Here is a 15,435-nt window from a genome sequence, read left to right on the forward strand (position 1 = left end):
CTTTCTCTTCCCAAAAACAATATCCCTACAGTTTCACAACATTAGCTGCTTGTGGTCCACGTGCTCCATCTACAATATCAAACTCCACTTGTTGCCCTTCTTCTAATGACTTATACCCATCTTGTTGAATAGCAGAAAAATGAACAAACACATCCTCACCATCTTCACGCTCAATAAACCCAAATCCCTTTTCTGCATTGAACCATTTCACTTTTCCTTGCATGTTCATTCCATTCCCTTCACTCTAAAAATCAGGGCATTCGCCCCATATTCTGACTATAACGAATGACAACTTACGAAGTCAAAGAAGACTTATCGTCTTTTTATTATCTCTTTCGACAGTTACAGATTAACTTCTACAGAGCGTCAAACTAGAAACTTCATTTGCCCCTCTATCGTATAAAAGACTACCAATTTGTCTAACTGTAATACCTGTCGTATACACATCATCAACGAGTAAAATATGTTGTCCATGAAACATCTCTTCACCCTGAAAATAAAAAGGATTGCTTCCCAACATCCTTTCTTTGCGCGTCTTCTTACTTTGTTTTTCTGTTTCCCTTCTTCTTAATGACGGATAAGAAAGACCTACAGGCAAACAAGCTGCTAATAGCTCAGCTTGATTAAAGCCACGTTCATATTCCCTTTCCTTACTAAGCGGAACAGCGATAACGGTTGAAACATTAGCAAAATACTGTTGAAATAAATTTCGAAAAGGAAGATGAAAAATACGAACTAACTCAGCATCACCACGAAACTTAAACTGTGCTAGTATTCCTTTCATCTCATTATCATACATGTATAATGAACGATTTTTCAAAGTTCGATAACTCTCCACATTCATCCACCGTACACAATCCTTGCAAATGTCACCTTCTTTATATTCGGCTGGCAATGAATCTAAAGACCGTCCGCACTCTCTACAAATCTCTCCTATAATATAGGAAATCTTTTGCTCACATCTATCACATATATACTTTTTGTGAGCCTTAACAAAAAAATTGTACCAACTAATCGCGTATGAAATATCCTCATCACAAAGTAAGCAATGCATTAATCGATCAATCCTTGTTCTTTCGCATTTTTGTTCATACTTCGAATGTGTTTTTTCGCGCGCACCATCGCCTCTGTCTTACCATAATGAAAATAAATGACCTCTCCATACGGCTCTTCAAAACTACGACCTACCCGGCCTGCAATTTGTACGAGTGCACTTTCTGAAAATATTTCTTCTTCCGTCCCTAAAACCGCAACTTGCAAATTTTTCACCGTTACTCCTCTCTCCAAAATCGTCGTTGTAACTAATAAAGGAATTTCTCCCTTTCTGAAAGCTGCAACTTTCTCTTTTCTCATTGGATCTTCTGCATGCACACCGGCAACTCTATCGTCTAACAACTTCAATAACCGACTCATTTCTTCTATATATCGCACATGGGGAACAAATAAAAAAATGGGGTGCTTTTTATTTAAGTATACTTTTAACCATTGTAGTAAAACTTGAGGAATTCTTTTATTGATGAGGCTTTTCTTCCAGTTTCCGCACCAGCAAAATTTGGGGACTGGCAACGGATGACGGTGATACCGTCCAGAAACAACGATACCTTTTTGTTTCCCCTTTCTAAGGTTACGCTTCCACTCTTCATCTGGAGTTGCAGTTAAATAAATACATGCCGCTTTCTCTTTCATCGCTTGTTTTACCGCATACTGCAACATTTGATCTGCATGGTATGGAAAGGCATCTATTTCATCTACAATCATGACATGAAACGCTCTATAATAACGCAATAGCTGATGGGTGGTCGCAACGACTAACGCTGCATCTTTTTCCCGATCTAAACTCCTACCGTATAAAGCAGCTACATTTATATAAGGAAATACTTCTTTCAATCTCGGTGCTAATTCAAGTACAACATCCGTTCTCGGCGTTGCAATACAAACCCTTTCTCCTTTTTGAAGTGCCTCTGCAATACCATAAAACAACATTTCTGTTTTTCCAGCGCCGCACACAGCCCAAATAAAAAACGATTCTTTTTGTTTAACAGCCTCCATAACACCTTGCGCAGCCAACTCCTGGCCAGTAGATAAATTTCCTTTCCACTGTAACGGGTTTACATCCATTTCTCCCTCTTTTTCGGCAATTCCGCGAACAAGTACAGCACATTCACTAACTCTCCCCATCGTTATGCACTTCCGGCAATATGTGCAGACTTTACTACACCTTTTACACAAAAATGATGAAAAGAGTCTTTGTGCTATATTTCCGCAACGCTGACACATATATGTAGAAGCCTTATTTTTTACACCTTGTACACATACGACCTCTCCCTTCTTCTTCAAATCATCTAAATTATCCCGTACGTCTGTAGAGAGTTCTTCTAATAATAACTGTTTCCCAGATAACATGGACCATCACCTCCAGCAAACTATAAACCTTTCCCGTAATTTCGTAAAAACGCAAAAAAGCCGATAACCTACTTATAAAATAGTAAGCTATCGACTTTATACACGTGTTTTATTCGTTTATAAATCCTAGAATCGACCGTATCCTAAGAAATGTTTTTTGTTGTATGAACTGTTAATATCACCGTACGCAATTCCTTTATCACTAGCATGAATCATTTGGCCATTACCAACGTAAATACCGATGTGAGATGGACCTGCCTTATAAGTACCTTGGAAGAATACTAAATCTCCAGGTTGTGGGCTACTTACTTTAGAAACTGAGTTCCAGTAACCGTTAACGTCTTGACGACCTACACCAAAGATGTAAGAAATGAATCCACTACAATCAAAACCACCTTTTGATGGAGATGCACTTCCCCAAACATATGGCATACCTAAATATTGTTGTGCTTTACCAATTACGCCACCCGCATTTGAAGCTGGAGCTGGCTCTGGTTGTTTCTTCTCTTGTTTAGGTGTTTCTTGTTTAGGTGCTTCTTGTTTAGGCTCTTCTTTTTGAGCTTGTCCACCGTTGTTCGCTGGTGCAACTTGTTGAGCAGGCGCTTGCACTTCTTTAGCAGCTTGTTCTGCTTGTTTTTGAGCAGCGGCTTCTTGTGCAGCTTTTGCTTGTGCTTCCTGTTCAGCCATACGTTGTAATTGTAATGCTTGTTTTTCAAGCTCTTTCAATTGATCTTCCGTACTTGTCATCGTCGTTACAACTGTATCCATTTTACCACTTAAATCGTTTACTGCTGTTTCTTTTTTCGCTTTTTCAGCGTCAAGTTCTTTCTTAGCAGTTTCAATTTGAGCTTGTGCTTCTTTTAATTCTTTTTGTTTTTCTTTTACTGTTGCAACATCCTTTTTCACGTTCGCTTGATCTTCTTGTTGTGTTTTCATGATATCTTCGTCAGACTCAAGAATTTTAGAAACAGAAGTTAAACGATCAACTAAATCTGCAACGTTTTTAGAGTTTACAAGAACTTCTGTTACAACGTTCGTATTCGGCTGTTCTTGAAGCGCAACTAAACGTTTTCTTAATAAATCTTCACGTTTTGCGATTTTCGTTTGTAGTTCCGCAATGTCTTTGTTTTTCTTTTCGATTAATTGCTCAGTATCAGCAACTTTTTTCGTTGTTTCATCAAGCTTTGAAGCATTTTCTTGAACAGACTTATCTAAACCTTGAATTGTTTTATTTAATTCGTTCATTTGTTTTTGTAATTCATCACGTTCTTGTTGTTGTTTATGTAAAGTGTCATTTTGTGTATTAATTTGTGATTTCACGTCAGAAATATTATCTTCTGCAAATGCATTTGGTGTTAATCCTGAAAACATTAACCCTGCAACTAATGCGCAAGATGCCATTTTTAGCTTTTTCATTTTATTTTTTACACCGCTTTCTTTTTCTTTTTTCCGTATATAACCTATAAAATTTATACCATAATTCGGGATTTTTTTTGCCAATGTTACGTTTTTGTAAAACAAATGTAATATTATATGTGCATCTAGCGCAAAATACGTATATTTTTGTATGTATGTGTAGAATTTTTTAATTTTTCCTCATTGTTATAAACAAAGAAAAAACGCAAGGTGTCCCTTACGTTTTATTAAATATACGAATACAAATATAAATGAAATTGAAACGCTATTTCATCCATTTCTCAGCCCAATTTTGGACTTCATCCATAACACTTTCTAACGCTTTTCCTTTGTCAGTTAAGCCATACTCGATTCGAACTGGTACTTCTGGATAAACATTACGAACTACAATGCCTTCGCTTTCCAATTCCTTTAAACGCTCTGACAACATACGATCGCTCATATTCGGTATAATATCTGCGATTTCTCTAAAACGTTTCGGCTCTTCTAGCAAAGATTTAATGATTAAGCCAGTCCATTTTTTACTAAGCAAAGTAAAAGCTGACTCAAACTTTGGACATAAACAAGAATTATGCTCCATATGTTTCACCTCTCTTCTATTATAATATAGTTTCTTGTAAAAAGTAAGTTATAAAACTTTCCTCATATTTTATTTTACGTACATTTTATCATTTCCAAATATTAACTTGTCAACTATACGTAACATTTCCGTAAAAAAACCCTCTTCAAAAAGAGAGCCTTTTCTATCTTATTACTTCGTATACCATCCAAGACCAAGTGCACCTTCACCTAAATGCGTACCAATTACAGCACCAAAATAACCCGTGCGAATTGCGACATGAGGATATTTTGCTTCTAATTCTTGCTTCCATTCATTCGCTTCCTCTTCACGTTGCGCATGAATGATAACTGCTTCCATAGGTACACCTTTACTTGCTTGTTCATCAAAAATTTCAACGATACGTTTTAGCGCTTTTTTACGTGTACGAATCTTTTCAAATGGAATAATGACTTTCTCTCTAAAATATAAAACTGGCTTCACTTGTAGCAAGCTACCGATGAAAGCTTGCGCACTATTTAATCTTCCACCACGTTGTAAATGATGTAAATCATCCACTACAAAATATGCGTCCATCGTTTGCTTCATTTCATCAAAACGAGCGGTAATTTCTTCTGGTGTTTTTCCTTCACTTGCTAATTTCGCGCCTTCACGTACATAAAATCCTTGTACTTCACAACTAATTTCAGAGTCATACGTATATACTTCAATACCCTCTACCATCTGTCCAGCTGTCGTTGCTGTTTGGTATGTACCACTAATTCCACTTGAAAGATGAATACTAATAACTGCATCATATTCTTTAGATAATTCTTCGTATAACTCTAAAAACTTTCCAATCGCTGGCTGCGAAGTTTTCGGAAGTTCTTCCTGCTCACGTACTTTTACATAAAAATCATCTACTGAAATTTCAGCTTCTTCTTGATAAGATTCTGTTCCAAACACAACGTTTAATGGAATCATATATATATTTAGTTCGTCACGAATATGCTTCGGTATATATGCTGTACTATCAGTAACAATAGCTGTTTTCATTCTCGTACCTGCCTTATAAAAAATTTTTATCCCCTAATTTTACACGAAAACTAAAAAAGGTGCATCCATACATAAAAATACCGGTTGAGAATTATACTGAGCATCTCGACAAATTACAACAAAAAGATAAAATACTCATCAAAAATTTCAGCTTATTTATAAAAAATGTTTGAATATAAAAACGCCCGCTTTTAAAATGTAAAGTACTAGTCATTTTGACAGATAGGGGCGTATACCATTGTTATTACAATATTTAACAATAAAAGACTATGGCGAACACGAAATTGTCATTCAAAAATCAAGATTTATTTGTTATGTAAATAGAGCTACAACTGAAGAAGAAGCGCAAGCGTTTATACAAAAAATAAAAAAACAGCATTGGAATGCAACACATAACTGTTCAGCGTATTTAATTGGCGAACAAGATCAAATTCAAAAAGCGAACGATGACGGTGAACCGAGCGGCACAGCTGGTGTACCTATGTTAGAGGTATTAAAAAAACGCGGTTTAAAAGATACTGTTGTTGTCGTTACACGCTATTTCGGTGGCATTAAACTCGGTGCAGGTGGATTAATTCGCGCATACGGAAAATGTACAAGCGAAGGTATTAATCACGTCGGCATTGTCGAACGAAAACTAGTGCGGGTTATACAAACCGAGATTGATTACACTTTACTTGGCAAGCTAGAAAATGAATTACGCAATTCAAAATATGTCATTAAAGATATACATTATTTAGAAAATGTCACATTCGATACGTTTGTAGAAGAAGATGGAAAACAAGCATTCACAGATTGGATGATTGAATTAACAAATGGGAAATGTACAATTACAGAAGGAGATATGTTGTACTTAGAGCAAGATCTTATCTAAGAATAATGAAATTATCACCTTTAAAGATTAATGTAGTGAAGAACTTCTCTACAATGAACTAAGGAGATTATATATGGAAGAACGTTATCATCATCTCCAAAATCGCAGAATAAAAAAGAAGCGAAGAAGAAAACTTTTCTACTTCTTTATTTTCGCATTTTTATTTGGCAGTGTAGGAGTCTATATATTAAATTCCTACACTTCTCTTATGGGGATGTATAGTGGATTTAGTCGTGAAAAATCGGATTTAAGAACTAAAGATGTAGAAATTACAAAGCAACCTTTTACAATCCTCATTATGGGTATAGAAGATTATGCAACAGATGGTCAAAATGGACGTACAGACTCATTAATGTTTGCGACAGTCAATCCGAAAACTCAAAGGATTTCACTTATGAGTATTCCTCGGGATAGTCGCGTTCCAATTGTCGGAAAGGACAAAGAAGATAAGATTAACGCTGCGCATGCTTATGGTGGAGAACAAATGGCAATCAAAACTGTCGAAGGTTTTCTAAAAGTTCCTGTAGACCATTATATTAAAATTGATTTCCAAGGCTTTAAAGGTATCGTTAATGCTGTTGGCGGTGTTACCGTTGATGTCCCTTTCGATTTTTGGGAGCGCTCTGACGTGGATTACTACAAAAAAATCCAATTTAAGCAAGGGCAACAAAACTTAAACGGTGAAGAGGCACTCGCTTACGTCCGTATGCGAAAGCAGGATCCAAACGGTGATTACGGCCGAGCCGCTAGACAAAGACAATTGCTAGCCGCTGTTGCTCAAAAACTGAATTCTGCCTCTACTGTATTTAAAATTAAAGATTTAACGGCTGTCGTTGGAAAGTATATAAAAACCGACATTCCTATTTCAGACGGACTTGCTCTTTACAATAAACTTTCTGGTTTTGATCCTTCTACAATACAAACGTTAAAACTTGAAGGGGAAGACAAAAAAATAGGCGGTATTTATTACTTCCTTCCAGATCCAATCGGTGTAGAGACGGTACGTAATGAAATAGAAAAAGAACTAGGGGAAAAAGCAAAAACCCCAACAAATCCAAATACAAAAACCGATTCATCAAATCCTGACTCAAATTCTAACTCTAACGAAAAAGCAAAGAAAGAAACAAACCCGAGCAAAACACCAACTGAGCCGCCCCCTTCCACAAATGCTCATGCAGAGTGGATTATGAGAAATCAGGAATAACAAAAAGAGCCAAATCTTATACGATTTGGCTCTTTTTTATTTACTTATTAAAGTGTTGTAAAATTGATTCAACAATACGCTCTGATGCACGACCATCACCGTAAGGGTTAGATGCTTGCGCCATCTTATCATGAGCTTCTTTATCAGATAGTAACTCATCAGCAAGATTAAAGATTGTCTCCTCATCTGTTCCTGCTAATTTTAACGTACCTGCTTCAATACCTTCTGGGCGCTCTGTTGTATCACGTAGAACAAGAACTGGCACGCCAAGTGATGGTGCTTCTTCTTGAACACCGCCAGAATCAGTTAACATTAAGTATGAACGAGCTGCAACATTATGGAAATCAATTACATCTAGCGGCTCGATTAAATGAATACGGCTATGTTCTCCTAAAATATCATTTGCTGTTTCACGAACAACAGGGTTCATGTGAACAGGGTACACGACTTGCACATCTTCATGTTTATCAACAAGGCGCTTAATTGCACGGAACATATTACGCATTGGTTCACCTAAGTTTTCACGGCGATGCGCTGTCATCAGTACAAGGCGATCATTTCCAAGCTTCTCTAGTACCGGATGACTGTATGTTTCTTTTACAGTCGTTTTCAGTGCGTCAATCGCTGTATTTCCTGTTATGAAAATGCGTGACTCATCTTTATTTTCTCTCTGTAAGTTCGTTGCTGATTTCGCTGTCGGTGAGAAATGAAGGTCTGCCATTACACCTGTTAATTGACGATTCATCTCTTCTGGATATGGAGAATACTTATCCCATGTACGAAGTCCAGCTTCAACATGACCCACTGGAATTTGATTATAAAAAGCAGCTAAGCTAGCAATAAATGTTGTTGTTGTATCACCATGTACAAGGACGATATCAGGCTTTGCTTCTTTCATTACTTTGTCTAAACCTTCTAAACCGCGCGTTGTAATATCAATTAAAGTTTGACGATCTTTCATAATATTCAAATCGAAATCTGGCGTAATTCCAAAGATGCTTAATACTTGATCTAACATTTGACGATGTTGTGCTGTTACAGTCACAATTGATTCGATTTTTTCTGGATGCTTTTGCAACTCTAATACAAGAGGTGCCATTTTAATTGCTTCTGGACGTGTCCCGAAAATTGTCATTACTTTTAAACGTTCAGTCATTTTATTGCCTCTTTTCTCTCACTAGTTACAGTTTCTATTATGACGTATAAGAATAAACAAGGAACTTGCTCTTTTTATCGAATAGTAGCAACATGATTATTACAAACATTCTTTCGTCCCACTGAGTAGTAATCTATCCCTTGCTTTCTAGCATCCTCATTAGTATAACAATTTCTCCCATCAAATAGAATAGCCTCCCCCATAAGTTGTACATACTTTTCTAATGGATATGTTCGAATAGATTCCCATTCCGTTACGATAAAAACTGCACTCGCGCCTCTAATCGATTCATCTATACATTCAGCATATTGTATCGTCTTTCCAAATGTTTGTTGTACATGCTGAATTGCTTTCGGATCGTATACAACTACATCCGCACCTATATTAATCAATTCTTGTATGATAATAAGAGATGGTGCTTCTCTAATATCGTCTGTATTCGGTTTAAATGCTGCTCCAAGAACTGCAACCCGTTTCTTATTCATATTTATTACTTTTTTCGCTTTTTCAACTAATAACAACTGCTGCTTATTATTCACTTCAATGACCGCTTTTAATAAACGAAAATCATGAGAAACATTTCCCGCCATTTGTACAAGTGCTTTCGTATCTTTCGGAAAACACGATCCCCCATATCCAATGCCCGCCTGTAAAAAATGGGTACCAATTCTCTTATCCATCCCCATTCCTTTTGCTACATCTAATACATTTGCTCCTACCTTCTCACATATATTTGAAATTTCATTAATAAAGCTAATTTTTGTAGCCAAGAATGCATTAGACGCGTATTTAATCATCTCTGCACTCTTAATATCTGTAATATACGTTTGCAAGCATAATGCACTGTACAAATCCTCTACTTTAAGTGCAACTTTCTCATCATCCGCTCCAATTACAATACGATCACCATGGAAGAAATCATAAATACCGGAACCTTCTCGTAAAAACTCTGGATTCGATACGACATGTAATTTGTGCCTCCCTTTTAACTTCGCCTCAATCCATCCCTGCATCGCTTCATTTGTACCTACAGGAACCGTACTTTTCGTAACAACAATAATATCGTTATTCACGTACGTCCCAATATCCTCACACGCACGCTTAATATACGTTAAATTAGCTCTCCCATTTGCTAATGATGGTGTTCCAACCGCAATAAATATAAATTCAGCATTGTTAAAAGCTTTTAATTTACTTGTTGTAAAAGTTAACTTTGCACACTTATACGCATCATGTATTAATTCATGTAAGCCACATTCATAAATAGGTAAATCCCCTTGTTTTATCCGTTCAATTTTTTCATAATCTATATCAAAACATGTGACCGAATGTCCCAGTTTTGCCAAACCTACTCCTGTAATTAATCCAACATATCCAGTACCAATTATCGTAATTTTCATTTCCCCTTCGCACAGGAATATACAATAGAAAATATACGAATACATAGAATTCCCCTGTGCTTCCTCCTCTCATATTAAAAATGAGAAAACATTTTACTTCTCTATTATATGAATTACCTTTTCCATACTTTTTTAAGTTTTTGTAAAATTACATAAGAGAATATAAATTACCATATTTTAACACGAGACTTACTCATTTCTACGTGTAACACTTATAATACTGAAATAAAAATACTCACTATAGGAGAGGCGCAAAAATGGTCTATTATAAATACCAACAAACGCAACCTTCTTAAATGAGCTAACATTCCATATACAATTGTCATATCTTCTATTCACTTCCACTTACTACAAAAAGAAAAAAAGATTGAATTCTAATCTTTTTGTGATACCATATGTTATGAGCCTGCAAATAAACATCATAATTTTCAGATAAATAAACTAAAAAATTATGTTAGACTATAAAAAGGTGGGGTATTAATGGACTCACAAGTGATTTATGCCATTTTGGCATCTTTCATCACTGTACTCGTCGTTACTCCTTTAGTTATTAAATTAGCTTTTAAAATAGGAGCAACAGATAAGCCAAATGCGCGTAAAGTACACCAAAAGATTATGCCTCGTCTTGGCGGATTAGCAATATTTATCGGTGTAGCTGTAGGATTTGTTGTTGGCGGGTTATATGAACAAAGAATGTTATCGATAACATTAGGTGCGATTATCATTGTAATCATCGGGATTTTAGATGATATGTACGAACTATCTGCGAAGGTAAAATTCGGTGGACAACTATTAGTTGCAGCTATGATTGTAAAAAGTGGATTATTAGTGCAAGTATTATATATTCCAATCCTCGGGGATACTGAACTTGGATGGCTTGCTTATCCAATTACAGTGTTTTGGATTGTAGGTATTACAAATGCAATCAACTTAATTGACGGATTAGATGGATTGTCCGCTGGAATTTCATCTATCGTACTTGCAACGCTGGCATATATGGCCTTCACTAGCCCATGGGGTACTGGAACAGCTATCATTTTACCTCTAGCACTAATTGCACTTGCAAGTACACTTGGATTTTTATTCTATAACTTCCATCCAGCAAAAATTTTCATGGGAGATACAGGAGCACTATTTTTAGGATACTGTATTTCTGTCATATCGTTACTTGGATTATACAAAAGTGTAACGTTATTCAGCTTCATCGTTCCAGTTATCATTTTAGGTGTACCTGTATTTGATACGGCATTCGCAATTATCCGCCGTATCGTAAATAAAAAACCTATTTCAGCGCCAGATAAATCGCATTTACATCACCGTTTGCTTGCAATGGGATTCTCTCATCGTAAAACGGTACTAATTATATACGCATTCGGTATCTTCTTTAGTGTAAATGCCATTATTTTCACTAGTGCAACATTATGGTTATCCATTATTCTTCTTTTCATTTTAATCTTCTTCACAGAAATCATTGCTGAAATAATCGGCCTTGTACACGAACGTTACAAACCAATTATTTCCTTCTATAAAAAAATGAAAAAACGCGAAGACTAATTGTAGTATAGCCTTTACAATTATGAAATATTCAAATAGCATCCTCTTTCTTTGAAGAGGATGCTATTTTTTATTTTTTTACTCCTTATTTGACATTTCCAAAATATAGATTGTTTGAGAGTCCCTTTATTGGAGAAAGATATACATAATAAAAAAGTATCAAATTTTATTTTTTACATCTTGATTGTCAAACTGAGGGTGAATGTTATGATCAAGCGAGTATTTCAATGTATCATTTTATTTTTCACAATTACTATATACACGTCATCTAATCCTGAAGCAACTACAATTATTCCTGCTGAACATCATCCAAATGCTGAAACGACCTCTCCTACACAAAAGATTGCGTATTTAACATTTGATGACGGACCAAACAAATATACGATGCAAATTTTAAACATTTTAAAAGAAAAGAATGGAAAAGCAACCTTCTTTGTTATTGGCGGAAAAGTACCGCATTACCAAAAGACGATGCAGCGATTAATTAAAGACGGACATTATATTGGACTTCATAGTATGTCACACGATGTAAAACGCCTTTATACTGGCAATCCTTCCACTTTAATTATAGAAATGGAACAAACTCAAAACATTGTCCAGCAAGTTACAAAATTAAATACACACCTCGTCCGCGTTCCATACGGTAGCATGCCTTACTTAAAAAAGAATTATCGTGATGCTCTTGTATCAGCTCGATATAAAATGTGGGATTGGACAATTGATACATATGATTGGAAAAGCTATGACAATCCTTCTGCCATACTAGAAAGAGTACGTAATCAAAGTGATGAACAAGTCGAAGTTATTTTAATGCATGATTCAAGTGTCACTGTACAAATACTGCCAAAAGTAATCGATTATTTACAGTCACAAGGATACAAACTTCTTCCTTATAATCCCTCTTCCCATCTCGAAGTTAATTTTTGGAAAGACACAAGATTGTAACAGCTTTAGTGCCTATATGCTAAAGCTGTTTTATTTTTCTCTTCCCACCCTTCTCATTTTTGTGTAAAATTTTAAATAGTGATGAAGTTTCGAGGTGAATAGAAATGAAACGAATAGATCTCATTTTTAACGCAATACAAGAAGGAAATTATACAGAAGGTATAACCGCATTAGAACTCGCTACCCTGTTGCAACTAGATCGTGCCAATGTAAGTAGCGATTTAAACAAACTTGTAAAAGATAAACGTTTATTAAAAACAAATACGCGCCCTGTTCGTTTTTATATAGAAACGAACACTTCGTTGGAAACGCATTCAAAAGACGTGACTTCACTAGATACATTTGCAATTGAAAATACGAGCCTTAAAATCGCAATTGAAAAGGCGAAAGCTTCTATTCTCTATCCTCCAAACGGTATGCATACTTTACTGCTAGGAGAAACAGGAGTCGGAAAATCTATGTTTGCTTCTTTAATGCACGAATATGCAATTGAAGTTGAGCAGCTTCCAAAAAAGGCACCATTTATCGTCTTTAACTGTGCTGATTATGCAAACAATCCACAGCTACTACTTGGACAGTTATTTGGGATCAAAAAAGGAGCTTACACAGGTGCGAATGATCAAAAAGGGTTAATTGAAAAAGCACATGAAGGAATTCTTTTCTTAGATGAAGTACACCGCCTTCCTCCAGAAGGACAGGAAATGCTCTTCACTTTTATTGACCGCGGAGTATATCGCCGCCTAGGAGAAACAGAAAACGAGCGTAAAGCACAAGTATTAATCATTACTGCAACAACAGAAGAACCAAATTCATTTTTATTAAAAACATTTACAAGACGTATACCGATGACTGTCACGCTTCCACCACTTCGTGAGCGTACACATAAAGAACGCTTTGCTTTACTACAACTATTTTTCACAAATGAAGCAATTCGGCTAAGGAAAGAAATTCATGTTAGCCCGAACGCAATGCGTGCTTTCGTCTTTTACAATTGTCCCAATAACATCGGTCAATTAAAAACAGATGTACAAATCGCCTGTGCGAAAGCTTATTCTGATTTTGTAACAAAGAAACGTGATTCTGTCTATGTTTCAAGTACAGATTTACCTTGGTATATGAAAGAAGGGCTATTTATTGAAAGAAAGAGCCGTCATCTATACCAAATACCAAATGAAACATTTGTATTTACGGGAGATGAAGGTTGGAGTAAACATAAAGCAGAAGATGAAAAACGGTCTTCTATTTACGACTATATTGATTATAAATATGAAGAACTTCAAGCACGCGGTATTGAAGAGGAAGAATTAGAATTACTAATAGAAAATGATATTCAAAGCTTTTTCGTACAATATTTTAACCAAATGTCCAAAAAGACAAGTCATGAAAATGTTTTTAAAATTGTTGATCGTAACATCGTTTCCGTATGTGAAAAAATTGCGGAGCTCGCTGAAAAACATTTATCTAAGACGTTTGATGAAAAAGTCTTTCTCGCATTAAGTTTACATGTACAGACAACTCTACAACGTTTACAAAGCGGGAAGCAAATTCATCACCCACAATTGAATCAAATTCGTACGAAATATAAAGAAGCTTTTTCCGTAGCTATGCAATGCATTCAACTACTGGAAGAAGAATTACAAATAACCATGCCCATGGATGAAGCTGGCTTCTTAACAATGTTCTTCGTTGTTGATCCAATTCCTGCTTCCCAAACAGAAGTAAAAGTATTAATATTAGCGCACGGTAATGGCATCGCAACAGAAATGGCAAACGTTGCAAATGAACTCCTCGGTATTGATGAAGTGACCGGTATTGATATGCCGCTACATGAATCACCGAAAGATTTTTTAGAACGGGTTAAAGTGTATATGAAAACACTTCAAAATGTAAACGGGCTTCTCTTACTTGTTGATATGGGGTCTCTTGCCTATATCGGTGATATATTAGAAACTGAATTCAAAATTCCTGTACGTGTCCTTTCCATGACAAGTACTCCACACGCACTAGAAGCAGCTCGAAAAGCTCAGCTCGGCTATTCATTAGATGCACTATATGAAACAGTAAAGAACTTAACGCCGTTCTATTTAAACGTACAAGAAGAAAAGAAAAAGCCACTATCACCAATGAAGTCTGTTATTTTAACAGCTTGTTTAACTGGTGAAGGAAGTGCCTTAGCTATTCAAAAAATGTTAGAGAACTATTTACGATTTGATAAAGACTTAATTGAAATTATTCCAATTAGTATCGTCCATGAAAAAGATTTAACGAAAATGATTGAGAACATAAAAAAAGAGCGTAATATCATTTGTATCGTTACAAATTTCGATGTGCAAGTTCCATGTTTAACATATCATTTCCAAGATATTGTGAACTACACAGCGATTCAGCCAATTCAAGAATTAATTACGTATGAAGAAACATATGCGAAAATGGCCGATATTCTTGAACAACAAATGCAGCGTAACGACGGGGCATTACTAATTAAAACAATTCGTTACGCACTAAATACAATTCAAGAATTAATTTCCTTGCAGCTAACTCCTGATAGCTTAATGGGTGTTATTTTGCATATGAGCTGTATGGTTGATCGTCTTCAAAAAGGAGAAAAACTTCTTCCTCATCCTGATAAAGAAAAAAGAAGACAAGATGAGTACTGGATGTATATGAAAGTGAAAAAAGCATTACAACCAATTGAAAATACATTTGAAATACAAATACCAGATGATGAAGTATTTTATATCATGGACTTCTTTATTAAAAATCAGCCTGTTAAAAGTTAAACAAGTAACCTTTAGCGACACTCCTTCGAATAAAGTGAAGGCTTTTACGGGCAGTTAATGCAGGATAAATTTATATCGACGATTTTCAAAATATATGAATGTATCGTCA

Annotated in this window: 13 protein-coding genes; 5 read left to right on the plus strand and 8 right to left on the minus strand. The window is 35.7% G+C overall.

The window, feature by feature from the left end:
- Positions 1–25: 25 nt before the first annotated feature.
- From cspC to MHH42_RS26165, 6 genes are all read right to left on the minus strand, one after another.
- A complete protein-coding gene (gene cspC / locus MHH42_RS26140) occupies positions 26–223 on the minus strand; it encodes a cold shock protein CspC (protein WP_002045823.1) in 198 nt (65 codons plus the stop codon).
- 126 nt (positions 224–349) lie between these two features.
- Complete coding sequence (locus tag MHH42_RS26145; RefSeq protein ID WP_016107242.1) at positions 350–1,054, minus strand: ComF family protein; 705 nt, start codon at positions 1,052–1,054, stop codon at positions 350–352.
- Positions 1,054–2,403 carry an ATP-dependent helicase ComFA gene (gene comFA / locus MHH42_RS26150; protein ID WP_016107243.1) on the minus strand — a complete coding sequence of 450 codons (1,350 nt, stop codon included), beginning with the start codon at positions 2,401–2,403 and terminating at the stop codon, positions 1,054–1,056. The genes MHH42_RS26145 and comFA overlap by 1 nt, the downstream gene beginning before the upstream one ends.
- A 126-nt stretch (positions 2,404–2,529) precedes the next feature.
- The gene (locus MHH42_RS26155) at positions 2,530–3,924 is read right to left on the minus strand and encodes a C40 family peptidase (protein ID WP_016107244.1); all 1,395 of its coding nucleotides are present in this window, start codon (positions 3,922–3,924) and stop codon (positions 2,530–2,532) included.
- Positions 3,925–4,084: 160 nt separating this feature from the next.
- Entirely contained in the window at positions 4,085–4,399 is a 315-nt protein-coding gene (locus tag MHH42_RS26160) for a winged helix-turn-helix transcriptional regulator (protein WP_000400852.1), read from the minus strand.
- Between the two features lie 171 nt (positions 4,400–4,570).
- The gene (locus tag MHH42_RS26165; RefSeq protein WP_000844774.1) at positions 4,571–5,413 is read right to left on the minus strand and encodes a DegV family protein; all 843 of its coding nucleotides are present in this window, start codon (positions 5,411–5,413) and stop codon (positions 4,571–4,573) included.
- Positions 5,414–5,651: 238 nt separating this feature from the next.
- Here MHH42_RS26165 and MHH42_RS26170 point away from each other — a divergent pair, with 238 nt between their 5' ends.
- Both MHH42_RS26170 and MHH42_RS26175 read left to right on the plus strand, forming a co-directional pair.
- Positions 5,652–6,287 (plus strand): YigZ family protein, encoded by a 636-nt coding sequence (locus MHH42_RS26170; RefSeq protein ID WP_000926675.1) that lies wholly within the window; start codon positions 5,652–5,654, stop codon positions 6,285–6,287.
- Between the two features lie 73 nt (positions 6,288–6,360).
- Positions 6,361–7,491: an LCP family protein gene (locus tag MHH42_RS26175; RefSeq protein WP_070173945.1), complete on the plus strand. Its 1,131-nt coding sequence runs from the start codon at positions 6,361–6,363 to the stop codon at positions 7,489–7,491.
- 40 nt (positions 7,492–7,531) lie between these two features.
- Here the strand turns inward: MHH42_RS26175 and wecB are convergent, their stop codons facing one another.
- Positions 7,532–8,647: a non-hydrolyzing UDP-N-acetylglucosamine 2-epimerase gene (gene wecB / locus MHH42_RS26180; RefSeq protein ID WP_000140136.1), complete on the minus strand. Its 1,116-nt coding sequence runs from the start codon at positions 8,645–8,647 to the stop codon at positions 7,532–7,534.
- Between the two features lie 74 nt (positions 8,648–8,721).
- The gene (locus tag MHH42_RS26185) at positions 8,722–10,092 is read right to left on the minus strand and encodes a UDP-glucose dehydrogenase family protein (RefSeq protein ID WP_070173946.1); all 1,371 of its coding nucleotides are present in this window, start codon (positions 10,090–10,092) and stop codon (positions 8,722–8,724) included.
- Between the two features lie 435 nt (positions 10,093–10,527).
- Between MHH42_RS26185 and MHH42_RS26190 the strand changes: the two genes are divergently transcribed.
- The 3 genes from MHH42_RS26190 (at position 10,528) to MHH42_RS26200 (ending at position 15,326) form a co-directional block, all read left to right on the plus strand.
- Positions 10,528–11,601 carry a glycosyltransferase family 4 protein gene (locus MHH42_RS26190; protein WP_000378305.1) on the plus strand — a complete coding sequence of 358 codons (1,074 nt, stop codon included), beginning with the start codon at positions 10,528–10,530 and terminating at the stop codon, positions 11,599–11,601.
- A 207-nt stretch (positions 11,602–11,808) separates the two neighbouring features.
- Complete coding sequence (locus MHH42_RS26195) at positions 11,809–12,546, plus strand: polysaccharide deacetylase family protein (protein WP_340894571.1); 738 nt, start codon at positions 11,809–11,811, stop codon at positions 12,544–12,546.
- 104 nt (positions 12,547–12,650) lie between these two features.
- Entirely contained in the window at positions 12,651–15,326 is a 2,676-nt protein-coding gene (locus tag MHH42_RS26200; RefSeq protein WP_016107249.1) for a PRD domain-containing protein, read from the plus strand.
- Positions 15,327–15,435: the final 109 nt, after the last annotated feature.

This window comes from Bacillus sp. FSL L8-0099 (genome assembly GCF_038006385.1).
GTDB classification, from domain to species: domain Bacteria; phylum Bacillota; class Bacilli; order Bacillales; family Bacillaceae_G; genus Bacillus_A; species Bacillus_A toyonensis.